The organism is Chryseobacterium sp. UF-81, assembly GCF_058245105.1.
The window spans coordinates 158,949-182,719 of sequence record NZ_JBSIBX010000005.1; the positions used below are offsets into that span (position 1 = coordinate 158,949).

General features: G+C 36.7%; 23 protein-coding genes. 18 read left to right on the forward strand and 5 right to left on the reverse strand.

The window, feature by feature from the left end:
- Window positions 1–56 precede the first annotated feature (56 nt).
- Genes AC4IFE_RS09515 through AC4IFE_RS09525 form a run of 3 tightly spaced genes read right to left on the reverse strand, consistent with a single transcriptional unit; the run spans window position 57 to window position 2,798 of the window.
- Window positions 57–758: a tRNA1(Val) (adenine(37)-N6)-methyltransferase gene (locus tag AC4IFE_RS09515; protein ID WP_490756614.1), complete on the reverse strand. Its 702-nt coding sequence runs from the start codon at window positions 756–758 to the stop codon at window positions 57–59.
- The gene (locus AC4IFE_RS09520; RefSeq protein ID WP_490756615.1) at window positions 758–2,212 is read right to left on the reverse strand and encodes an ATP-binding protein; all 1,455 of its coding nucleotides are present in this window, start codon (window positions 2,210–2,212) and stop codon (window positions 758–760) included. Before AC4IFE_RS09520 ends, AC4IFE_RS09515 begins: the two co-directional genes overlap by 1 nt.
- Before the next feature lies 1 nt (window position 2,213).
- The gene (locus tag AC4IFE_RS09525) at window positions 2,214–2,798 is read right to left on the reverse strand and encodes a riboflavin synthase (RefSeq protein ID WP_490756616.1); all 585 of its coding nucleotides are present in this window, start codon (window positions 2,796–2,798) and stop codon (window positions 2,214–2,216) included.
- 48 nt (window positions 2,799–2,846) lie between these two features.
- On the opposite strand from AC4IFE_RS09525, the gene pdxA reads away from it, so the two are divergent.
- From pdxA to AC4IFE_RS09570, 9 genes are all read left to right on the forward strand, one after another.
- Complete coding sequence (gene pdxA, locus AC4IFE_RS09530; protein WP_490756618.1) at window positions 2,847–3,938, forward strand: 4-hydroxythreonine-4-phosphate dehydrogenase PdxA; 1,092 nt, start codon at window positions 2,847–2,849, stop codon at window positions 3,936–3,938.
- A gap of 84 nt (window positions 3,939–4,022) precedes the next feature.
- The gene (locus AC4IFE_RS09535; protein ID WP_490756619.1) at window positions 4,023–4,553 is read left to right on the forward strand and encodes a YceD family protein; all 531 of its coding nucleotides are present in this window, start codon (window positions 4,023–4,025) and stop codon (window positions 4,551–4,553) included.
- Window positions 4,554–4,619: 66 nt separating this feature from the next.
- Window positions 4,620–4,823 carry a 50S ribosomal protein L32 gene (gene rpmF / locus AC4IFE_RS09540; RefSeq protein WP_007843326.1) on the forward strand — a complete coding sequence of 68 codons (204 nt, stop codon included), beginning with the start codon at window positions 4,620–4,622 and terminating at the stop codon, window positions 4,821–4,823.
- Between the two features lie 127 nt (window positions 4,824–4,950).
- The gene (accB, locus tag AC4IFE_RS09545) at window positions 4,951–5,433 is read left to right on the forward strand and encodes an acetyl-CoA carboxylase biotin carboxyl carrier protein (RefSeq protein ID WP_490756620.1); all 483 of its coding nucleotides are present in this window, start codon (window positions 4,951–4,953) and stop codon (window positions 5,431–5,433) included.
- Window positions 5,434–5,532: 99 nt separating this feature from the next.
- Window positions 5,533–6,888, forward strand: a complete 1,356-nt coding sequence (gene accC / locus AC4IFE_RS09550) for an acetyl-CoA carboxylase biotin carboxylase subunit (RefSeq protein WP_490756621.1) — start codon at window positions 5,533–5,535, stop codon at window positions 6,886–6,888.
- A gap of 308 nt (window positions 6,889–7,196) precedes the next feature.
- Window positions 7,197–7,604 carry a type VI secretion system tube protein TssD gene (tssD, locus tag AC4IFE_RS09555; RefSeq protein WP_490756623.1) on the forward strand — a complete coding sequence of 136 codons (408 nt, stop codon included), beginning with the start codon at window positions 7,197–7,199 and terminating at the stop codon, window positions 7,602–7,604.
- 383 nt (window positions 7,605–7,987) lie between these two features.
- A complete protein-coding gene (gene rocD, locus AC4IFE_RS09560; RefSeq protein ID WP_490756625.1) occupies window positions 7,988–9,235 on the forward strand; it encodes an ornithine--oxo-acid transaminase in 1,248 nt (415 codons plus the stop codon).
- Window positions 9,235–9,990: a glycosyltransferase family 2 protein gene (locus AC4IFE_RS09565; RefSeq protein ID WP_490756627.1), complete on the forward strand. Its 756-nt coding sequence runs from the start codon at window positions 9,235–9,237 to the stop codon at window positions 9,988–9,990. Before rocD ends, AC4IFE_RS09565 begins: the two co-directional genes overlap by 1 nt.
- 353 nt (window positions 9,991–10,343) lie before the next feature.
- The gene (locus tag AC4IFE_RS09570; RefSeq protein WP_490756629.1) at window positions 10,344–11,087 is read left to right on the forward strand and encodes a polysaccharide deacetylase family protein; all 744 of its coding nucleotides are present in this window, start codon (window positions 10,344–10,346) and stop codon (window positions 11,085–11,087) included.
- Here AC4IFE_RS09570 and AC4IFE_RS09575 read toward each other — a convergent pair.
- Complete coding sequence (locus AC4IFE_RS09575; protein WP_490756631.1) at window positions 11,084–12,163, reverse strand: glycosyltransferase family 4 protein; 1,080 nt, start codon at window positions 12,161–12,163, stop codon at window positions 11,084–11,086. The genes AC4IFE_RS09570 and AC4IFE_RS09575 overlap by 4 nt on opposite strands.
- Before the next feature lie 59 nt (window positions 12,164–12,222).
- On the opposite strand from AC4IFE_RS09575, the gene AC4IFE_RS09580 reads away from it, so the two are divergent.
- From AC4IFE_RS09580 to AC4IFE_RS09615, 8 genes are all read left to right on the forward strand, one after another.
- Complete coding sequence (locus tag AC4IFE_RS09580; protein WP_490756633.1) at window positions 12,223–13,200, forward strand: WaaS/CpsH family glycosyltransferase; 978 nt, start codon at window positions 12,223–12,225, stop codon at window positions 13,198–13,200.
- Window positions 13,197–14,399 (forward strand): glycosyltransferase family 4 protein, encoded by a 1,203-nt coding sequence (locus tag AC4IFE_RS09585; protein WP_490756634.1) that lies wholly within the window; start codon window positions 13,197–13,199, stop codon window positions 14,397–14,399. The genes AC4IFE_RS09580 and AC4IFE_RS09585 overlap by 4 nt, the downstream gene beginning before the upstream one ends.
- 32 nt (window positions 14,400–14,431) lie before the next feature.
- Window positions 14,432–15,652 carry a glycosyltransferase family 61 protein gene (locus AC4IFE_RS09590; RefSeq protein ID WP_490756635.1) on the forward strand — a complete coding sequence of 407 codons (1,221 nt, stop codon included), beginning with the start codon at window positions 14,432–14,434 and terminating at the stop codon, window positions 15,650–15,652.
- Window positions 15,649–16,110 (forward strand): acyltransferase, encoded by a 462-nt coding sequence (locus tag AC4IFE_RS09595; RefSeq protein ID WP_490756636.1) that lies wholly within the window; start codon window positions 15,649–15,651, stop codon window positions 16,108–16,110. Before AC4IFE_RS09590 ends, AC4IFE_RS09595 begins: the two co-directional genes overlap by 4 nt.
- Before the next feature lie 354 nt (window positions 16,111–16,464).
- Window positions 16,465–17,979, forward strand: coding sequence for a hypothetical protein (locus AC4IFE_RS09600; RefSeq protein ID WP_490756638.1), 1,515 nt, complete (start codon window positions 16,465–16,467; stop codon window positions 17,977–17,979).
- Window positions 17,980–18,012: 33 nt separating this feature from the next.
- The gene (locus AC4IFE_RS09605; protein ID WP_490756640.1) at window positions 18,013–18,924 is read left to right on the forward strand and encodes a glycosyltransferase family 2 protein; all 912 of its coding nucleotides are present in this window, start codon (window positions 18,013–18,015) and stop codon (window positions 18,922–18,924) included.
- A 225-nt stretch (window positions 18,925–19,149) separates the two neighbouring features.
- Window positions 19,150–20,877: a glutamate--tRNA ligase gene (gene gltX / locus AC4IFE_RS09610; RefSeq protein WP_490756641.1), complete on the forward strand. Its 1,728-nt coding sequence runs from the start codon at window positions 19,150–19,152 to the stop codon at window positions 20,875–20,877.
- Window positions 20,878–20,925: 48 nt separating this feature from the next.
- Window positions 20,926–21,882, forward strand: a complete 957-nt coding sequence (locus AC4IFE_RS09615) for an acetyl-CoA carboxylase carboxyltransferase subunit alpha (protein ID WP_490756643.1) — start codon at window positions 20,926–20,928, stop codon at window positions 21,880–21,882.
- 65 nt (window positions 21,883–21,947) lie between these two features.
- Here AC4IFE_RS09615 and AC4IFE_RS09620 read toward each other — a convergent pair whose 3' ends face one another.
- Complete coding sequence (locus AC4IFE_RS09620; RefSeq protein WP_490756644.1) at window positions 21,948–22,703, reverse strand: DUF6759 domain-containing protein; 756 nt, start codon at window positions 22,701–22,703, stop codon at window positions 21,948–21,950.
- A 144-nt stretch (window positions 22,704–22,847) separates the two neighbouring features.
- Between AC4IFE_RS09620 and tsf the strand changes: the two genes are divergently transcribed.
- Entirely contained in the window at window positions 22,848–23,675 is an 828-nt protein-coding gene (gene tsf / locus AC4IFE_RS09625) for a translation elongation factor Ts (RefSeq protein ID WP_490756646.1), read from the forward strand.
- The last annotated feature ends 96 nt before the right edge of the window (window positions 23,676–23,771 follow it).

The window sequence follows — 23,771 nt, forward strand, 5'->3', positions numbered from 1 at the left end:
AAAATAGAGATCGAAAGATTGCTGATCTGGATTATCTAACTTCTAATCTCCAGCTTCTAACTTCTATTTTTAAAGACATGAAACTCCTTCGTGAGTTCAAGATATTGGTCCGAGTATTGTCTCGGACTTTTTTCTATGACAAAATCAGATTCCTCGATCACCTTCTCTGCAAATGAAAATTCAAGAACTAATCTTTTCGTTTTTGAATTTTCAATCCCTTTAATAGCAACTTTCCGTTTTAAGAACAGTTGATTTTCAGCTGCTACCTCAATAAAAATGTTGCCGGACTCAACAGGAATGATAACCGATAAAACACCGTGATCAGACAGAAGTTTTGCAGAAGCAGAAACAAGCTGCTGGAAATTCAGCTCTACAGTCTGACGCGCTATTTTATCTTTGTCAGATCCGGATTCTTCGAAGTAAGGAGGATTTGAAACAATAAGATCAAATTTATTTTCTGTTTCAAAGGTTTTAAGATCCTGATGGATATTCTTCAGCCTTGAATGAAAAGGAGAATGTTCAAAATTCGTTTTAGTCAGCAAAGCTGCGTCTGCATTGATATCGAGTCCAAGAAAAGAGGCATGATCATTTCTCTGGGCAAGCATTAAAGAAATCAGGCCGGTTCCGGTTCCCACCTCCAATACTTCCAAAGCATTCTCCACATCAGCCAAAATCCCCAGCAAAACCCCGTCTGTTCCGACACGGAAGACTTCTTTTGACTGTTGAATTTCAAAATATTTAAATTTAAAAGGCCTCACTATAAGTTCGTAGGTAGTGTAATGGTAAAGGTAGATCCTTTTCCTACTTCTGATTTCACCGCAATCTCCCCTTTGTAGTCTTCGATCATTTTTCTTACCATAGAAAGCCCAAGCCCCATCCCGCTGTTTTTAGAAGTAAAATTAGGCTCAAATATTCTTTCATACATATTTTCAGGAATTCCGATTCCGTTATCCTGCACGGAAATCATGACCCTTCTCTGATGCTGTTCCACATCTACATTAATGATCAGTTTACGTTCATCGCTTTGGGCCTGTTTTGCATTGGTGACAAGATTGGTAATGATCCTGGAAAGGTAAATCCTGTCCATATTGATCATAATATTCCCTTTATTGGAGTGCATAAAAATACTGTCATCATTGAAAACACGCAGAATATCTTCTACTTCGGTATTAAGATTGATGACCTCGTTATTTTTTTCAGGAAGTTTTGCAAATTCTGAGAAAGCTGAGGCCACCGTAGCAATCAGATCGATTTGATCTACCATGGTTTTACTCATCTGCTTTACTCTTTCTCTAATGTTCGGATCTTCAGGATCAAATTTTCTCTCAAAATTCTGAATGGTAAGCTTCATTGGGGTAAGAGGGTTTTTCACCTCATGCGCAACCTGTTTGGCCATTTCTCTCCAGGCTTCTTCAGAGGCCTTGAAACGCAACCTTTCTTTCTGGTCCTGAATCTGCAGGATCATTCTGTTGTAAGCTCTTGCCAAGGCATTAAGCTCATCGTTTTTATAGTACCTGATAGGCCGCATTTCATTTTCAAATAATGTAATACGGGTGATCATATCAGAAAATTTAGTGATATTTTTTGCCAGGCTGTTAGATGTTACCCAGCTTATCCAGATACTGAACAGGATCAGGAAAATATCCACCAATAAGATATATTTTACGTATTGATGAAGAACATCAAGATAAGCAGATTCGTTGTGATACAAAGGAATGTATACAATCCCTATAGGTTCGAGCTCATTATTTTTTAACAGGAGATAAGACGAAGTACGCCCTGCATCTTTTGTTTTATCATAGCCCTTAATGTCAACTCTGGAATCGGTGGCCAGGATTTTATTGACAATATTAAGCGGGATGGTTTTCTGGTCAATAAGACTTTCATCTTTATTGGAGAGAAGATAACTTCCCTTCAGATCATAGATCACAATATCGTGCTGATTGATATCTGCTATTTCAAAAATCTTATTTCCCAGGACCTGTGGCAGATCTTCTGTTTCCACAAGGGTACGGCTGACTGCATAGTCCAGATATCTCATCACCGCATTGGTCTTCTCCTGCATATCAATATTACTCTGCTGCAGGGAATTATTCCTCAATACAAAATAGGGAACCAGTGATGTAGCAACAACACTTAAAAAACATACGAGTAAGAATCCGAAAAACACCCGGTTCCTTAAGCTGTATCCTCTGTATTTACTTACTGGCATCCTACTTTTTAATTAACCTAGCAATATACTTACCAATAATGTCAAATTCTAAATTAACTTTATCTCCGATTTTCAAATACTGCATATTGGTAAACTCCCAGGTATATGGAATAATCGCTACGGAAAACTGTGTATCTTCACTTTTTGCTACCGTAAGGCTTATCCCGTTCACCGTAATAGAACCCTGCGGAACCGTTACAAAACTACCGTCATCTTCATATTTAATGGTAATGAAATAGCTCCCGTCTTTATTTTCAATTCCTGCAACTTCACCTGTTTTGTCAACGTGTCCCTGCACAATATGCCCATCTAACCTTCCATCCATCTTCATGCACCGCTCCAGATTTACCACGGTACCTACATTCCATTTTCCGAGATTGGTTTTTTCCAGTGTTTCGTTGATTGCCGTTACCACATATTGATCATCTTTAATTTCAACAACTGTAAGGCAGCACCCGTTATGGGCAAGGCTTTGGTCTATTTTCAGTTCGCCTGTAAAAGGGCATGATAATGTAAAATCTATGTTACTTCCTTTTTCTTCAATCTTTTCAATAACGCCAACTGCTTCAATAATTCCTGTGAACATATTATTTTTTGCTAAATTTGTAAATTATAATCTTCAAAGATAATCAAAATGAGCCCAAAAAACCATAAAGTACGAGTAGGAATTTCAATCGGTGATTTTAACGGCATCGGTCCGGAGATCATCATGAAGTCCCTGAGTGACAAAACCATTACGGATTTTTTCACGCCGGTGATTTTTGGCTCGGGAAAGTTATTTACCTTCCAGAAAAATATTTTCAAGCTGAATCTGAATTTCAACTACATCAATGAAGCATCGCAGGCTCAGGCAGGAAAACTGAATATGGTGAACCTCACCAAGGACAATGTGAATGTTGAATTGGGTGTTCCTACAGAAGAATCTACCAAAATGGCTATTGATTCTCTGGAACAGGCTACCGAAGCCTTAATGAAAGGAGAAATTGACGTTCTTGTTACGGCTCCTATCAATAAGGATGAAATGGTAAAAATGGGTTTTAAACACGCAGGACACACAGGATATTTTGAGGAAAAATTCAGTAAAAAAGGACTGATGTTCCTCATTACAGAAGATCTGAAAGTAGCTGTCTCCACCCATCATATCCCGATTGTGAGCGTTGCAGAAAATATTTCAAAAGAAAAAATAAAAAAACAGATCAGAGCCCTGAACCAGACACTCATAGAAGATTTCTGCATACAGAAACCGAAAATTGCAGTACTGGGACTGAACCCTCATGCAGGAGACGGAGGCCTGATCGGAAAAGAAGAGGTCGAGATCATAGAGCCGGCGATAAAAGAACTTTCCGATAATGGAATATTAGCGTTTGGACCTTATCCCGCAGACAGCTTTTTCCAGCCAAATAAATATAAAAGTTTTGATGCTGTTTTAGCCATGTACCACGACCAGGGACTGGCCCCGTTCAAAACATTAGCCTATGAGGAGGGTGTGAATTATACAGCAGGACTTCCGTTTATCAGGACTTCACCGGACCACGGAGTTGCCTATGATATTGCCGGAAAAAACATTGCAGATGAGCAGAGCTTTACGGAAGCGATCTTCACTGCTATTAAAATTTTCAAGAACAGAAGTGAATATAACGACCTGATGAGCAACCGTATGCAGCCGAGAAAAATGGTTGTTGATAACGGGGTAGATGAGGATCTTCCTGATGAAAACGAAGGATAAATTGTTAAAACAAATTTTAAATTAATTTGTTATGGATTTTATTTGTTATTATAAAAAAATTGCATATTTTTGCACACTCATTTTATGGACAAGTTAAGAAACTATGACGTAAGCTTTTCCGGACTTAAAAACGGGAAGCACGTGTTCAAATTTGAGATAGATAAAACGTTCTTTCAATTATTTGACACTGAACAGGAATTTACAAATCCTAAAATAGTAGCTGATGTCTTTCTTGAAAAGCATACTACATTTTTAGAATTTGAGATCAGAGTACATGGAACAGTAGAGCTTATTTGTGATATCACAAATGATGAATTCGACTACCCTATTGAAAACGAGATCGGAATTTTAGTACATTTTGGTGAAGAATATGATGACAGCAATGAAGACGTCATTACCATCCCAGCCTCAGATCACGCTTTCAATGTAGCACAGCTGATCTATGAAAATGTACAGCTTTCTATACCGATGAAAAAAATTTCACCGAATGTGAGCGATGAAGATCTGGAAATTCTGAACAGGTTCAGTCCAAAAGATATTGAGGAACCCGAAGAGGAAGATCATGGAAGCGACCCCAGATGGGACGCTTTGAGAAAGTTAAAAGACAATAATTAAATAAAATAATTTAAATATGATGAGATGATGAATCTCATCGCTCATCAATTAAAAAAGTTATTCAAAATGGCACATCCTAAGAGAAGACAGTCGTCCACAAGAAGAGATAAGAGAAGAACTCATTATAAAGCAGTAGTTCCTCAATTAGCGAAAGATGCAACAACTGGTGAACTTCACCTTTACCACAGAGCTCACTGGCATGAAGGAAAACTTTACTACAGAGGTAAAGTAGTATTGGAAAAAGAAGTAGCAACTACAGAAGAAAACTAAGAGTCGCTTTTCACTGAAAAAGCCTCATTTTAATACAAAAACCGCCCAATTTTGATAAAATTAGGCGGTTTTTTGTTGTTTTTTGTGTTTTTTTGGTATCTTTGGGACAAAATCAAATATCAAATTTATGGACATTAAAGACATACAAAATCTTATCAAGTTTGTATCTAAAGCTGAAGTTTCAGAAGTAAAATACAAAACTAAAGATTTCGAAATCACTATTAAAACTCCATTAGCTGGTAGCGATGCGGTTTATGCACAACCTGCAGTTTACCATACAGCTCCTCAGGCTGCAGCGGCTCCTGCTCCTGTAGCAGCTCCGGCAGCGGCTCCTGCTGAAAAAGCAGAAGTGGCATCTGATGACAGCAAATATGTGGCTATCAAATCTCCTATGATCGGTACTTTCTACAGAAAACCTTCACCGGATAAAGATGTATTTGTCAATGTTGGTGACGAAGTTTCTGCAGGAAAAGTAGTTTGCGTAATCGAAGCAATGAAGTTATTCAACCAGATCGATTCTGAGATCAGCGGAAAAATCGTGAAAATCCTGGTAGACGATGCTACTCCGGTAGAATATGACCAGCCTTTATTCTTAGTAGATCCATCTTAATTTAGAAGTTAGATGTTAGACATTAGATGTTAGACTTAATTCTGCATTCAAAATAACATTATCTAATTTTCAAATTATCTAATTTTCAAATTGAAGAAGATGTTCAAAAAAATATTAATAGCCAATCGTGGCGAAATTGCAATGCGTATTTTACGTACATGCAAAGAAATGGGGATCAAAACCGTTGCAGTATACTCTACTGCTGACAAAGACAGTCTTCACGTAAGATTCGCTGATGAAGCGGTTTGTATAGGTCCTGCTATGAGTAAGGACTCTTACCTTAAAATCCCTAACATTATTGCTGCAGCAGAAATTACTAATGCTGACGCCATTCACCCAGGTTACGGATTCCTGTCTGAAAATGCCAATTTCTCCAGAATCTGCCAGAAAAACAACATCAAGTTTATTGGTGCTTCTCCTGAACAGATTGAAAGAATGGGTGACAAAGCCAATGCCAAAGCAACGATGAAAGCAGCAGGAGTACCATGTGTACCTGGTTCTGACGGATTAATTGAATCTTACGAGCATGCTGTAAAAGTGGCTGAAGAAACAGGATATCCTGTGATGATCAAGGCTACTGCAGGTGGTGGTGGAAAAGGAATGAGAGCCGTATGGAAAGCTGAAGACCTTAAAGATCACTGGGAATCTGCCATTCAGGAAGCTGTAGCAGCCTTTGGAAACGGAGGAATGTATATGGAAAAACTGATTGAAGAGCCAAGACACATTGAAATCCAGGTAGCCGGTGATCAGTACGGAAAGGCATGTCACCTTTCTGAAAGAGACTGCTCTGTACAGAGAAGAAATCAGAAACTGACCGAAGAAACTCCTTCTCCGTTCATGACAGACGAACTTCGTGAGAAAATGGGTGAAGCTGCTGTAAAAGCGGCAGAATTCATTGGATATGAGGGAGTTGGAACTATTGAATTCCTTGTAGACAAGCACAGAAACTTCTATTTCATGGAGATGAATACAAGAATCCAGGTAGAGCATCCTATCACTGAGCAGGTAATTGATTATGACCTGATCAGGGAGCAGATCCTTCTTGCTGCAGGAACGCCTATTTCAGGAATCAATTACTACCCGAAATTACACTCAATTGAGTGCAGAATCAATGCTGAAGATCCTTATGCAGACTTCAGACCTTCTCCGGGAAAAATCACAGGCTTAAATATTCCTGGAGGACACGGAATCAGGGTAGATACTCACGTATATTCAGGATACACAATTCCTTCCAACTATGACTCAATGATCGCAAAGCTTATCACTACGGCTCAGACCCGTGAGGAAGCTATCGCTAAAATGAAGCGTGCCCTGGAAGAATTCTATATTGAAGGAGTAAAAACAACTATTCCGTTCCACAGACAGCTGATGGATAATGAAGATTATCTGTCCGGAAACTATACGACAAAATTCATGGAAGATTTTGTAATGGACAGAAAATATGATAATCACTAAGATTATTGATATATAAATTTTTAACTGCCTCATTTTTGAGGCAGTTTTTTTATATCTGATTTTGCAAACCTCATTTTTTTGAAAAAATATTGATCTGCATTTCAAAAACCCTTTCAACCCTTCTGCTTATTGAAAATTAATAAGCCGCTGATTACCAATAAACAAATTTACCTAACAGTTGTTAGTCGAAGAATTACGACACTTTTTAAGATTCTTTCAAAATTTTTTTCCTGATAATATAATTACTTCTAAATTTGGTGACATAAGATATCCAATCACACAATATTAACATTTAAAATTTATTAATCATGGCAGAAAGAAATTCAAGAGGAATTCTAAAATTCAACGGCGGTGAAGGACAGAAGTTATTAAAACTTAACTACAGTGTATCCCGTTCTACAGACGTATCAGGAAGAGTGGCATCAGATCCTTCTAATGCACTTATCAAAATTACAGTGGAGGCTACAGAAAAATCAGATATTCTGGAAAGTCTTCTTAACGGAAAATACAAGCCTACAACTGGAGAGGTTACATTCAACAAGTCTCACGAAGAAGGAACACTGACTACTTTGAAATGGGAAAACGGATATGTAATCCAGCACGAAGTAGATTTTGACGCGGTAGATGAAAACAGTATGTATATCAGCTTCGTAGTAAGTGCTGAGCATATTGATCTGGGTAATTCTTCTTACAGAGCAGAATGGCCTACTTCTTAAGAATATAATTTCTACATCAAAAAAACATCAGACAGAATGGTAACCTAAATAAGGGATACTGTTCTGTCTTTTTTTGCTGCTTCTCTTCTTACACAGGATTTGGAGCAGGTGATTTAAAAGCAGAATTTTGTTAGTCCGGAATGTCTCTGTAAAAAGATTGCAATATGTATAATAGTGGAAGTATGATAAAAGCAGCATTCTAAAAATAATGCAAATCATTCCTGAAAGATATAAAACCTACACGACCTGAACAGAAAAAGAAATATTCTCTGAAACAGCACAGAATAGTCTTAAAATACACTTTAAATCCTCAGGTATACTGTATTGCGTTTTTGTTGATGCATCTCATTAATAATGCTTAAATTTGTCGAAAACCGAAACATATGTCAACAGCAGCAACAGCAAAAAACTCACAGTATTTTATTGACCTTGAAGACAAGCATGGAGCCCATAACTATCACCCTCTTCCAGTGGTTCTTGACCGTGGCGAAGGTGTTTTTGTATGGGACGTGGAAGGCAAGAAATATTATGATTTTCTTTCGGCATATTCTGCTGTGAACCAAGGACATTCCCACCCTAAAATTGTAGCAGCTTTAGTAGATCAGGCTCAGAAACTGGCTCTGACATCAAGAGCATTTTATAATTCAAAATTAGGCGAGTATGAGCAAAAAATCACTTCCCTTTTCGGATTTGATAAGGTGCTTCCTATGAATTCCGGGGCTGAAGCTGTAGAAACTGCCGTAAAATTAGCCAGAAAATGGAGCTATGAAGTAAAAGGAATTTCAGAAAATGCAGCCAAGATCATTGTATGCGAAAATAATTTCCACGGAAGAACAACTACAATTGTTTCTTTCTCCAATGATCCTGATGCCAACCAGAACTATGGACCTTTCACACCAGGATTCATAAAAATCCCTTATAATGATACTGCAGCATTAGAAGAAGTACTGAACAGGGAAGCAGGAAATATCGCTGCATTTTTAGTGGAACCTATCCAGGGTGAAGCCGGTGTCTATGTTCCGGATGAAGGTTTCCTGAAAAACGCTTCTGAATTATGTAAAAAACATAATGTACTGTTCATTGCAGATGAAGTACAGACCGGTATCGCAAGAACAGGACAGCTGATTGCCTGCCACCATGAAAATGTACAGCCTGATATCCTTATCTTAGGAAAAGCCCTTTCCGGAGGAATGTATCCTGTTTCTGCAGTATTGGCCAATGAGAGCATCATGAATGTTATCAAACCGGGACAGCATGGTTCCACATTCGGAGGAAATCCTATCGCATGTGCCGTGGCCGTAGCAGCACTGGATGTGGTTGCCGATGAGAAACTTTCCGAAAGAGCGGAACAGCTGGGGCAACTTTTCAGAACCGAGATTGAAAAGATCATCGAAAAAAACAGTCTTATCACCAAAGTAAGAGGAAAAGGCCTTTTGAATGCCATTTTAATTAATGATACTCCGGACAGCTCCACTGCATGGAACCTTTGTCTCCAGTTAAAGGAAAATGGACTTCTGGCCAAACCTACCCACGGAAATATCATCAGACTGGCACCACCTTTGGTTATTACAGAAGAGCAGCTTTTAGACTGCGTAAAAATCATTGAAAAAACTATTACAGAATTTCATTAATGAAGTTATCAGTCTGTTATATTGTTTTAAATGGGGAAAGAGTCATTGAAAAAAGTATCAGCAGCGTCTACGAGATCGCTGATGAGATAATAGTCGTTGATTCTTTTTCCACAGACAAAACTGAGGAAATCTGTACCGGGTTTCCGAAGGTAAAATTTATCAGAAAAAAATTCTATGGCTTCGGCTGTCAGAAAAACTATACCCTGTCCGAAGCTTCCGGAGAATGGATCCTGTTTTTGGATTCCGATGAAGTTCCGGATGAAACGGCTGTAAATGCTATTAAAGAAATTTTGACAAATTCCAATCCTTCCTATAACGTCTATGAGATTCATTTCAACAACATTCTGCTGAAGAAAACCATACAATATGGCGGCTGGGGTAATGTGTGGAGAGAAAGATTCTTTAAAAAAGGACACGGAAAATATTCTGATGATCTGGTGCATGAATGCTTTATTACACAGGATAAAAAGGGAAAACTCCCCGGAAATATCAATCACTACACGTATAAAAGCATTGCCCATCATATTGAAAAAATCAATAATTACACACAGCTGATGGCTGAAAAAAAAGTGTTGAACGGAAAATCAGTATCCCTTTTTAAAATCATATTTTCCCCATTTTATGACTTTATGAAAACCTATTTTTTTAAGCTGGGCTTTCTGGATGGTGTTGCCGGATTTTATATCTCGATCACCGGTGCATTTTACACCTTTCTTAAGTACATAAAAATTAACGAGATCCATAAATTCAAATAATTTCTTCGGATTAATAAAAAACAGCCGGCTCAATTGTATTGCAGCCGGCTGTTCTTTTGGTATACTTTGGTTATAAATAGCCGGATATTCCCTATTTATCCACTTACTATGTTTATCTGATATTTCTTGCTTAATTTTATGTTTAATTATCCGGCAGTTTAAATTTTATTTTAATGTATTTTTAAGCTAATGCGTTCAATATTTAATTAATTTTAAATTTTGGTAACAGATATCTGTTTTTGTAGACTTATACATTATTCAGTTAGTCAGTTAATAAACAATAGAATTATATAACCCGTAAAATAATTTTATAACATCATCACAAAAAGACATACGGTTTATAGACAATAGCCATGCTCAGATTTATCAAAAGAACATTCGGATTCTCAGGAACAGAAAGTGTTCGCATTCTTATGTATCATAAAGTTCTTCCGGAGAAAAAAATTTCCGGCAAAGATTTGCTGACCGTTTCAGCAGAAGATCTGGAAAAGCAGTTTAAGTACATTAAAAATAATTATAACACTTTATTTTTTAATGACCTGAAGGCTAACAGTCAGCTGAAACACAAGCTCATTCTCACTTTTGATGATGGCTACCTCAACAATCTTCAATATCTGGTTCCTCTGCTGGAAAAATACTGCTTGAAAGCTACCATCTTCATTCCAACCAAACTTATCCAGGAAAGTGAAACGGATGAAAACCGTCAGCTCATGACATTTGATGAGATCAGGTCCCTGAATCCCGGAATCGTTGAAATTGCACTTCACAGCCACTCCCATAAGAACTTTTCTGAGATCTCACTACAGGAAGCAGCGGATGATATTCATGAAAACATCCGTACCCTGGAGGAAAAAGCAATCCCTTTTACCAAGGTACTCGCCTACCCTTACGGGAAATTTCCTAAGAAAGGAGCACAAAAAAAAGAATTTTTCTCCATACTCGAAAAGGCAGGAATTATTTCTGCTGTACGTATAGGTAACAATATCGACTACTATCCATGGAAAAATAAATTTGAGATCAAAAGGATTGATATCAAAGGAGGTGACAGTTTCGATGTATTTAAGTGGAAATTAAGATTAGGAAAAATTAAACTTTAATTCAGAAGTTCACTGTAAAGCTTATCATAAGCTCCTGCCATTTCAAGATATCCGAATTTTAGGGCTCTCTGCTTTAGCTGTAAAGCATATTCATCCGTGCCGGAGCCGTAAGCCTGCATTCCGGATGCATAAACCTGCTGCATATGCTCCGCTGAAAAGTCATCAAAATAAAAAGCCAGATCTCCTCCTATTTCAGGCAGACTCGTTAATTTGCTTAAAAAAACAGGCTTTCCAAAATACATAGCTTCAACGGGAGGAATGCCAAAACCTTCTGCCAATGAGGGATGACAATACGATTCGCAATGCTGAAGAAGAAAATATTTTTCGTTATTATCTACATTTTCCAGAATGTGCACTTTATCTTCCAGTCCCAGAGTTTTTATTTTCTCTAAAAACTTCTCTTTGTAGGCAGATTTTGCAGATGAAGTTACCAATACAAGGTCTCTGTCATTTTTTGAAACAAGATCCAGAAGTACATCCTGATTTTTTTTAGGGAAAAGTACTCCTATATTTAAAATATATTTCTTCCCGATGAAACGATAGCTGTTCTTAGAGTAAAATTCTGTTGTTCCGGGAAAAATCAGTCCGTTATAAATCACTTTTATTTTAACCTCATTTTTTAAAGTAAAAAGTTTCCTGTTCTTAAGAAAATCTTCTTTTACAAATTCTGAGATACAAACGATGGCATCTGCATTACCTATATTTTTCTGAACCAGTTTTGTATCTTTTTTCACTTTTCTTTCGAGGCTTCCATCGTGAAGAAAATTAAGATCGTGAAGCGTTACTACTTTTTTCTGCTCTTTTTTTACGGCATGAAAATACTTGGAAAGCTGGTGAGTGGTATGGATCAGGGAGAAAGATCGGGTATTTATAGAAAATTTCTTCTGCCAGAACTTCCAGTCGATAATATTAAAGTTTTTTTTCGTCTGCGGAATATTTTTTTTTGGACCGTAAAAGGTATACTCAAAATCAGAGGTTTTCTCATCCAGACCCCTTATTAATGAAACACATACGTTGGCAATTCCCGACTTCGGGTACTTTAATCTTTCGACATCAATAAGAATTTTCTTTTGCATTCTGGTCAGGCTTTTCATCAAAAATATAAATTTAAATATGAAATTTTTATTTTTGCAGTATGAAAATTTGTTTAATCAGCTTCGATTTCTGGAATTATGATGAGCACATAGTGGAAAAACTGAGTGCTAAAGGCATTGAAGCATGCCACATCAACATCGGAGCCTTTACCCACAAAAATACCGGAGAGCGTATAAAAAACACGTTCAGCAAGATTTTTCTGGGTAAAAACCCGAAATATCACAAAAGACAAAGTTTCATACTGGAGTCTCTGGAAAAAATAGGAAGACAGGACCAGATCCTGGTCATCAATCCTGAGGCTATTGACGAAAGTATCCATCAGAAGATCAGGGAATATACCGACCGGAACATTGCCTATCTGTATGACAGCATGGCGCGAAATCCGGCTACCCATCTTCTGCATTATTTTGACACGATATTTTCTTTTGATGATGAAGATGTAAAAAACTTCGGATTCGAAAAGATTACCAATTATAATTACCTGGACCATATCCCGGCAGCCAAACAGCGACCGAAGCTGGATCTGTTCTACATCACGTCTTATGATCAAAAAAGGCTTTCTGCCCTGAATCTTTTAATCAACCGCATACATCCGCTGAAAATAAAATTCGAGGTCTATATGGTCGGTAAAAAGGGCTGGAAGAATAAACTGAACCAGATCATTGATAAGAAGAATATTGATATCTTAAAATTCGGCAGAAAAAAGATCCCTCATCACGTACTTCCTGCCTATTATAAGAACACTAAAGCGATCCTCGACCTGATGCGGGCCGACCAGACCGGACTCAGCTTCAGAATATTTGAAGCCATGGCTCTGGAAAAGAAAATTATTACGGATAATCCTACGATTAAAACGTATGATTTTTATAATCCCAATAATATTCTGGTACTGGATAAGAAGTTCAGTAATCTGAAAAAAGATTTTTTCACTACACCATACGAAAAGCTGCCTGAAGAAGTTTATAATAAGTATACTCTTGACCATTGGGTAAACACTGTATTTAAACTGAATTCATGAAAGAATTAAAAAATGTACTTATTGTAACCCGGGAATACAAATCTTCCCACACCCCAAAAGTAGGCGGGACAGGCACTTTTTATAAAAATTTATGTACAGAACTTGTTAAGAGAGGAATCTCAGTACATGTTTTTTTGATCTCAAAATATGCATTTGATGTAGAGGAAGACGGTGTAAAGGTCCATTCAATAAAAGATATTTTCAAAGCCAATCCTCTTCTTGAACTATTAAGGTCTTTTACCGGAAAACTGAAAATTCTTGAGCAGATTCATTTTAAACTCTATCTATCTGAGAAAAAAAACATTTCTGATCAGATAAATGCCTGGATCACAAAGAATAACCTTCATTTTGATATTGCAGAAACTCATGACTTTGACGGCCTCGCCCTTTCTATCCCTAAAGAAATTCCTTATGTGATCAGATGCCACGGTTCATGGTCTGTTCTGGAAAAATACTTCGGCTACAAAAAAGTACATAAAGGAAGAATCTTCTGTGAAAAAGCAGCTTTTAAAAGCTCGGAAAACATTATTACGATATCCAGGTATAATGAGAAGATCAATAAGAACCTGTTCGGCATAAAAAATCCTAAACTTATTTACAACGGCATCGATGAAGCATTTTACAAACCTGTAGAAAATGCAGAAATTATTCCCAAATCTGTATTCTTTTTAGGAAATGTTTCTTTTGAAAAAGGTGCAGAAACTCTGATTAATTCTTTTGTCAGGCTTAAAAAAGATCATCCGGAAGCATCGCTTCATTTTATAGGGAAACCTAATCATTATCCTGTGTATATTAATGAGAACATTCCTGATGCTGAGACCCGGAATTCGGTTCATTTCTATGGCAATAAATCGGGTAAGGAAATTGTACAGCTTATCAGCAAAGCAGAGGTAGTGTGCTTCCCCTCCAAAGGTGAAAATTTTAGCTTATCTTTGCTCGAGGTAATGGCCATGCAGAAACCTGTTGTCTGTTCTGCAATAGATTCCTTTAAAGAAATTATAGAGGAGCCGGTAAATGGTCTGATTGCTGAGGAAGGAAACTTCTACAAAAAGATAAGTCTTATTTTTGAAGACGATGAGCTGAGAAACAAAATATCAGTCAATGCACGGAAGCTAATAGAATCTAAATTCGGCATTGATATGATGGTGGATGAAACCATAAGTTATTATACAGAAATTATAGAAAAATACGAACTGTAATCTCTGAAATAACGAAAGAGCCAAGTTTTAATATGAATGCGAAGGAACAAATTGAAAATTTAGAAGAACAGCTTAAAGCACTTAGAAAAAAATATTATATCAAGTCTTTTTTCAGAAAAGCAAAAAGGCTTGTTACCGATTTTTTGCCGCTGGATTCTATCCCGTCTGAATACTGTACGGAAAGAATTAAGATCAGTGAGAAACAAGAGGTAGAAATTTTTCTCCCTAAAACCTTTTATGCTCCTCAGGCTTCTGTAAAAGCACCTAAAAATACCATAGAGATTTTTGCCCTTCAAAATGTACTTTGTATTCCTAATTCCACCTATTTTTTAAACCTGAAAAAAGATAAAATCTTTTACGAAAGATGGCATGATGATGACAGGATTACGTACGTATACAATACCACCAATTTAATACAACACTCTATGACTCTTGCAAAAGTAAAGAATTATAAGAATGTGTATTATGATGAAGAGGCTATTTTCCTGGGTGGAACTTTTACGTTTAATTATTATCATTTTCTGGTAGATATCCTGTCCAAAGTTGAGTTTTTCCAGTATATTCCTGATGCAAAGAATAAACTTATTATCATAGACGAAGATGTTCAGAAGGTTGAAAACCTGAAAGAGCTGCTTATGTTCTTCCTTAAGGATTATAAAATTGTATTTCTAAGCAACAATAAAAATTATTACCAGTTCAAAAAGCTGTGGCATATCACGAGCATCAATTATGCCATCCCGAATATTATGCCGGGCGAAAAGTATGAAGCCGGATTTGCAAAATTATCAAAATCTTCCCTGCAGTATCTTAGAAAAATAGCCTTTGATAATCTGGATCTGAGCAAAGTCGGTATCGAACCTATTAAGAAGGTATTTATTTCAAGAAAATCTCAGTATAGAAAATATAATGATCATGAAATTTTCGAAACAGCAAAAAAATATGGGTTTGAAGAAGTTTTCTTTGAAGACCTTAATATTCACGAGCAGATCTACCTGGTAAACAACGCTGATTATATCATAGGGCCAACAGGAGCAGCATGGACCAATATACTTTTTGCAAATCCTGGAGCCAAAGGATTACTTTGGATTAGTTCCGTATGGGGAGATTTCGCTATTTTCTCTACATTAGCAAAAGAAATAGGACTCGATTTACACTTTTATATCTATCCTCAGACCAGTAAAGATTTTCATGAAGATTATAAGTTGGATCCCGAAATTTTCTCAAATGAATTAAAACAAATGTTAGACTCATGATAAATATACATCCTACTGCAGAAGTACTAAGCAAATCTATTGGTAAAAATACAATGATATGGCAATATTGCGTTGTGCTTGCCGATGCCGTAATAGGTGAAAATTGCAATATCAACTATAATGTTTTCATAGAAAACAATGTTTATATTGGAAATAATGTCACTATAAAGCCGGGAGTACAAATATGGGATGGAATTTCTATTGAGGATGATGTTTTTATTGGACCTAATGTTACTTTCACCAATGATAAACACCCTGTATCAAAAAATAAAAATTTCACTTTACTGAAAACCATTGTCAAAAAAGGAGCCTCTATTGGAGCAAATGCAACAATACTTCCAGGAATTACCATTCATGAGAATGCAATCATAGGTGCAGGAAGTGTTGTAACAAAGGATGTACCTGCCGGAGAAACCTGGTTTGGAAACCCTGCAAAAAAACAAAACATTAAGCTTTAAAGTTCGGAAGAAAAAATCACCTCATCATGTGCTGAATGCCTAGTACAAGACTAGTGAAGTTATTTTTTACCCGAGGTTCTCTGACCAGACGTAATTTAAGGATATTTTGAAGTCATGGCAAAAAAATCATCACGGATGATCCAACCATCAAAGCCTGCGATTTCATAATCCTCACAATATTCCGGTGGTGAATAAAAGATTCAGTAACATAAAAATATTTTTTCATACTCCATACGAAAAACCACCTGAAAAAGTTTATAATAAGTATACTCTCGACCATTGGGAAATACTGTATTTAAACTGAATTCATGAAATAAATAAAAGTACTTATTGCAACTAAAATATGTGACAAATATGGATTCGGTACCTAATTTTAATAAAAATCAGATTTTCTTTTATGGAATGTTATTTTTATCAGGTCTGTACTTTGCTTTCATAAGTGTTTACTCTATCAATCAGGCTGATTTGGGATTTCAGTTATCTGCAGTGGGAAGATTAAAAACAGGGCAGATTATTTATAAAGACTACGATTTTATCCGTCCCTTTTTCGGAGTTATCTTTTGGGATTACCTTCTCAAGTTTATTCCGCTACAGTTTGATTATTTAATTTTAATTTCCAGAATTCTTGTTATTATAGAAAGCTTTATCATCTGCTATATCATACAGAAGCTTATCTTTGACAAGAAGAATTTACTGACTACCGTATTTTTGGTGTTATGTTTTCTTCACACCTTCCCTATCATGCCGTGGCATACTATAGATGGAATTTTATTTGCTGTGCTTGCTTTGCTGTTTTATAAAAAAAAATGGTATCTGAGCTCACTCCTTTTTATTGCATTCGCTTCACTTACCAAGCAATCTTTTGTTATTTTCGGACTGGGTGCATCAGTCATTATCCTTTTTGATCTGTTTAAAAAATTTGTGATTACAAAAAAAGATCTATACGTCTTTATTCCTTCTTTTTTATTCTTAATTGCGGTACTGTTTCAGTATCGGATTATTGAAAATTTCAACTTATTTATAGAACAGGTTTTACAACCGGCATCACCATCTTATATTTATGAAGGCTGTATAGCTCCTTACTTTTCTTTTGAAAAAAAATTTCACACCATACTTTATATCCTTTCACTGGTTCTGATCTATTTTATAAACATTAATAGAAAAGTGTATGAAATAGCATTGGTGGTTCTATTGCCTGTCTTTATCATATATCCTTTTTTTAATGACGGACAGTTCAAGGGAACTTATGTTTTGTATGTCATCTTATTTATCTTATTCCTAAAGTATGAACGGCACAATAAATTGATATTTTTATTACTGTTTCTCGGTTGGTGTTCTTCTATATCCTGGGGATATAATACCCCTGTTTTTTTTATTTTAATTCTTCTTTACAAGTTCATAGAAAAGCAAGACAGGTTTTTCATGCTTTTATGGGGAATCGTATTAATGGTTTTTTCAATATATCGAGGCAAATACCCTTATCATTCGGAAAGTCTTACATCTAAACATGTTTTTATTAAAAACGTTCCGGCAGTTTCAGGGCTGTTGGTTTCTGAAAAAGAATATTCCTATATTTTGGAAGCACAGCAAATACATAAAGTACATAAAGATGTTATATTCTTACCCGCCTCTCCTCTTTTGGATATTATCAACGCAAGTTTTCCAAACCGTGCGTCATGGGAAATGGATATTGAATACCCGAGCTGGAAAACAGATCTTCAAAAATTAAAAACAAACACAGTAGCAGTAGATAATAATCTCCTGCATTACTATAAAGAGGGCTTTTTCGTCAGTTCAATAACCCTTGAACTTATGAAGCAAAAAAAAGCAATCAAAAAGACAAAATATTTTACCATTTACGGTAATTAAACTCATCCTATCTAAAATCAGTATCTTTAAACAATGAATAATCCGCCGCTTGTAAGCCTTATCATCATCACCATGAACCATGAAAAGTTCATAGAACAGGCATGCTTGTCCGCCATTTCGCAGACCTACCCCAATTATGAAATTATTCTTTTGGATAATGCTTCGAAAGACAAAACATTTCACAATGCAGAACAGGCACTTTCAACGTTTGACAAGCCTTACAAAACCATCAGAAATACGGAAAGCTTCGGCGTAGCAAAAAACATTAATACAGCAATTTCCCATGCTTCAGGAGAGTATATCTCCATACTTTCGGGAGATGACTGGTTTACTGAAGATCATCTTGCAGAAAAAGTATCATATATCGAGAAAAACCCGGTAGACTTTATCCTTTCGGACGGTTATAAATATTACCAGTCGGAAGAGAAAATGACAGATGCCTATACTCCGAAAGAGAAAAAGCAGATCAGAGATACCCTCAATAACTTTTTCCATGAAAATGTTTCGGAAAATAAAACGGCCAACGTGGGAACATTTGCAAAAAGAAACCTTCTCGTGGAATATCCGTTTGATGAAAACATCAATACTGAAGACTGGGATATGAATCTGAGGCTGACATCCAAAGGCTATAAAATCGGGTTTATCGACAAGAAACTATTCTACTACAGAATACTTTCCACCAGCCTTTCCAGAAACTGGAAGCTGATGAAAGACTCTTATGAAAAAGTGACCCATAAATACATTGATTACATAAAAGCAGATCAGAAGCTTTATAAAAAATACAGGCTTAAGCTTATTCATTTCAAATACGAAATCCTTTTATCAGAGACAGATTCTGAAACTGAGAAAGAAAGACTGCAAACGGAATGGAAAAAAGAAAAGTACAGAATTAAGTACAAAAATCCTGTCTTATTCTTCAAACTCCTGATGCTAAAAAATAAATAAAGAGAATGAAGCCTGAAGCTGGAAAATTGGAGTTATTGATACTCCCAAAGAACATGGTACACTATTTTGTTAAATTATTTAATCGAATTTTACAATAACTGTAAGAAATTATTCACTTATAATAACTTCTGGCCTCCCTCTTCCTGCTTCCAGTCCTTTAATCTTAATTTTCTTAACCCTAACTCAGGTAATTTTAAGTAAATTTGCACCAAAATTTTTATTGAAATGGAGAAAGTAAGAGTTCGTTTTGCTCCAAGTCCTACCGGACCTTTGCATTTGGGAGGCGTAAGAACCGCATTATATGATTATCTTTTTGCTAAAAACCAGGGTGGCGAATTTGTCCTTCGGATCGAAGATACAGATACGGCCAGATATGTGGAAGGAGCTGAAGACTATATCGAAGAAGCGTTAGAATGGTGCGGAATCATTCCAGATGAAAGCCCTAAGAAAGGAGGAAAATTTGCACCTTACAGACAGTCTGAAAGAAGGGATATCTATGACAGGTACACAGAGCAGATCCTGAAAACAGATTATGCCTATATCGCTTTTGACACTCCTGAAGAACTGGATGCCATCCGTACAGAGTTTGAAGCTAAAGGAGATGTTTTCTCTTACGACAACAAAACCAGGAACCGGCTGAGAAACAGTATCGCCCTTTCTGAAGAGGAAGTTCAGAAATTACTGGACGAAAAAACACCTTATGTGGTAAGATTCAAAATGCCGGTTGACAGAACGTTAAACCTTCAGGACATCATCCGTGGGAATTCTGCTGTGAATACCAATACACTGGACGATAAAGTTCTTGTGAAGAATGACGGAATGCCGACTTACCATTTTGCCAACATCATCGATGACCACGAAATGGAAATTTCCCACGTCATCCGTGGTGAAGAATGGCTGCCGTCTTTAGGTCTTCACACTTTATTATACGAGGCTATGGGCTGGGAAGCACCTCAGTTTGCCCACCTGTCCCTAATTCTGAAGCCTGATGTATCGACTTTAATCAATAAAGATAATATTGACAGCATCACAAAATCTTTTGCAGAAGAATTCGTCTTGAAAAACAGCCAGTTTTCTTTTGATGAATCAGCGGAACTTATTAAATCATACTTTGCAGAAGTAAAAAGCCCGAGATTTAAATCAATGCTGGGCGAGAACGATAAAGACAGTCCATTAACTGCTTCTGTAAAACAGTTTTTAAAGAAAGGGCTTTCCGGAAAATTAAGCAAAAGAGACGGCGACAAGTTTGGATTTCCTGTATTCCCGCTGGACTTCAAAGATCCTTCAACAGGAGCCATTTCCAAAGGATACAGAGAAAACGGATATCTTCCCGATGCATTCATCAATATGGTGGCATTACTGGGCTGGTCTCCTGCAGATGATAAAGAAATCCTGTCACTGGAAGAAATGGGCAAAGAATTCGATCTGCATAAGGTACATAAGGCTGGTGCCAGATTCAGCAAAGAAAAATCCGAATGGTTTAATCATCAGTATATCCAGATGAAATCTGACCATGAGCTTCTTCAGATGCTAAAGGATACAGATTGTAACCTGTCCGGTGTTTCTGATGAAAAATTAGTAAAGATCATCGGTTTGATGAAAGAAAGAGCTACCTTCCCTAAAGATATTTATGAAAACGGAAAATTTTTCTTCGAAGCTCCGGTTTCTTATGAGGAAAAAGCATCAAAAAAAGCCTGGAACGAAGAAACATCAGCTGTTTTAGGTGAATTAGCAGAAAATCTTGCTGCTACTGAATTTAGCTCGGAAATCCTGAAGCAGGCAGTCCACGATTTCGTGGAAAATAAAGGCCTGGGGATGGGAAAAGTGATGATGCCGCTGCGTTTGGCACTGGTAGGAGAACTGAAAGGTCCTGATGTTCCGGATATCATGGAACTGATTGGAAAAGAGGAAAGTATCTCCCGAATAAACAATGCTATCAATAATTTTAAATAGTTTTTCATAATTTTTCATAAATTTGAAAGATTTAATTTACTTCAAGAAATGGAATATTTAAGTTTCGAACTTCCTATAAAAGATCTGATGGATCAACTTCAGACCTGTTCTTTAGTAGGAGAAGAAAGTGGTGTTGATGTAAAATTAGCATGCAGCCAGATTGAGGATAAGATTTTGGAAAAGAAAAAAGAAATCTACGAAAATCTTACCCCTTGGCAGAGAGTACAATTATCCCGTCATCCGGATCGTCCCTATACAATTGACTATATCAACGGAATGGTAGATAAAGGAAGTTTTCTGGAACTTCACGGAGACAGAAATTTCGCAGACGACCCTGCAATGATTGGCGGTTTAGCTACATTGGATGGTCAGAGAGTAATGATCATAGGAACCCAGAAAGGGAGAACCACCAAAGAAAGACAGTACAGAAGATTCGGAATGCCGAATCCTGAAGGATACAGAAAAGCTTTACGACTGATGAAGCTTGCTGAAAAATTCAAAATCCCTGTAGTGACTTTAGTAGATACACCGGGTGCTTATCCAGGATTAGAAGCTGAAGAAAGAGGACAGGGTGAAGCAATTGCCAGAAACATTTTCGAAATGGTTCAGCTTAAAACTCCTATTTTCACTTACATCATCGGTGAAGGAGCAAGTGGCGGAGCTTTGGGAATAGGTGTCGGAAACAAAGTATACATGCTTGAAAATACCTGGTACACCGTAATTGCACCCGAAAGCTGTTCTTCTATCTTATGGAGAAACTGGGATCACAAAGAAGATGCGGCCAACGCACTGAATCTTACCCCGAAAGATGCTTTAAGAGAAAAATTCATTGACGGTATTATTGAAGAACCCCTTGGTGGAGCTCAATATGATCCGGAAACAGCTTATCTGAATCTGAAACATTCGATTTTACAGAATATCAAAGCTTTTTCAAAATTCTCAGGACAGGAGCTTGAAACCCAAAGGCAGGAGAAATTCATTGCGATGGGACAGTTTAAAGGATAAAATAAAAAAACGGTTAAGAAATTTCTTAACCGTTTTTGTTTATAGTTTAGTTTCTTTTTTACTTATTAATCAGCTACATTAAGGGCAATTTCAATATCCTGTGTTACCTTCTTGATCGAAGAATATTTTGCATCACACACCATGGTAGTCAGTACATATTCTCCTTTATCTATCAGAATAAAATTCTGTCCTTTTGCCGGAACTGTCAGATTATAATATTTTTTCCCGCTTATCTTTACGATCAGGTTACAGCTTGATCTGTTCTTGATATTGACATAAGCCTCATTCTTATTCATATCATTATTAAAAATGTGGGTAAGCATTGCTGCTGTTTTTTTATGGGCTTCACTAGGTTCCGATTTGGCAACCCCTGCAGTTTTGGCAGAACTTGTGGAACCAACGCTTGCCAGTCTCTCTTCTTTCAAAGCATTTATAGCATCATTTACCTTATCCGTGTTCTTATTTTCAGCAGATGTTTTATTGGTGGCTATCACCTTACCACTGTTGAGCTCATTATTCTGAACAATTTTTTCTATTTTCTCTTTACTGATCGGTTTAATGGTAGGCTTGGCTTCAGGAGAATTATCGGCCATAATCATTTCAATCAGTTTTCTTTTAAAATAATCTGTTTTGGCGTGCCCGGGATTCTGCTTCAGGAAACCGGCGATCACTCTTGCCTCTTTAGAAGCTTCGGCATCCTGCTCTGTGTAGATAATTACCGTTTCTTTTTCTACAACTGCTTTGGATTTCGATTTCTTCTTTTTTTGGGAGAAACCTAAGGTAAAAATGCATAAAAATATAAGTAGAAGGATTTTTTTCATTAATCAAGTCTTTAAAATAATATTAAATATATCAATAACGTGAAAAGTCATTTTTTAGTTTATCATTAAAATCATTATCTTTGCACTGCTTTAAAATTAAGCTAAAAATTAATACTAATCTTAAATAAAAAAATAATAGATATTATGTCTTATACACCAGTTGCTGCAGACGTAGCGAAATTAAGAAACCAAACAGGTGCAGGTATGATGGACTGCAAGAAAGCTCTAGTTGAAGCAGAAGGAGACTTCGAAAAAGCGGTAGATATCCTTAGAAAAAAAGGACAGAAAGTCGCTGCTAACAGAGCTGACAGAGAATCTTCTGAAGGTGCGGTAATCGCTAGAGTAAATGAGGACAACACTTTAGGTGTAGTAATCTCTCTAAACTGCGAAACTGACTTCGTTGCAAAAAATGAAGCTTTCATTGAGCTGGCTTACGAATTTGCTGAAATGGCTATCTTCGCAGCTACTAAAGAAGAGCTTTTAGCTACAGATTTCCACGGAATGACTGTTGCTGAAAAATTAATTGAGCAGACAGGTGTTATCGGTGAGAAGATTGAGATCGGAGCTTTCGAAAGAATCGAAGGACCATTCTTAGGAGCTTACATCCACGCTGGAAACAAAATTGCTGCTATCACTGCACTTTCTGCTAAAGTAGACGGAGCTGACGAAGTTGCTAAAGCTGTTTCTATGCAGGTTGCTGCGATGAACCCTATCGCTTTGGACGAAACGAGAGTTTCTCAAGAGACTATCGATAAAGAATTAGAAATCGAAAGAGAACTTCTTGTAAAAGAAGGTAAGCCGGAGAACATCATCGACAATATCCTTAAAGGTAAAATGCAGAAATTCTACAAAGACAACACATTGGTACACCAGTCTTTCATTAAAGACGGAAGTATTTCTGTGGCTGACTATGTAAAGTCTGTAAACTCAGACCTTAAAGTAACAGGATTTGTAAGAGTAAGTTTAACTTAATCATCTTTCAAACACATAAAAAAAACCGGTGAATTTCACCGGTCTTTTTTATGTATTCATACCAGATCAGCTGATAAGAGCTATATAGGAAACGGA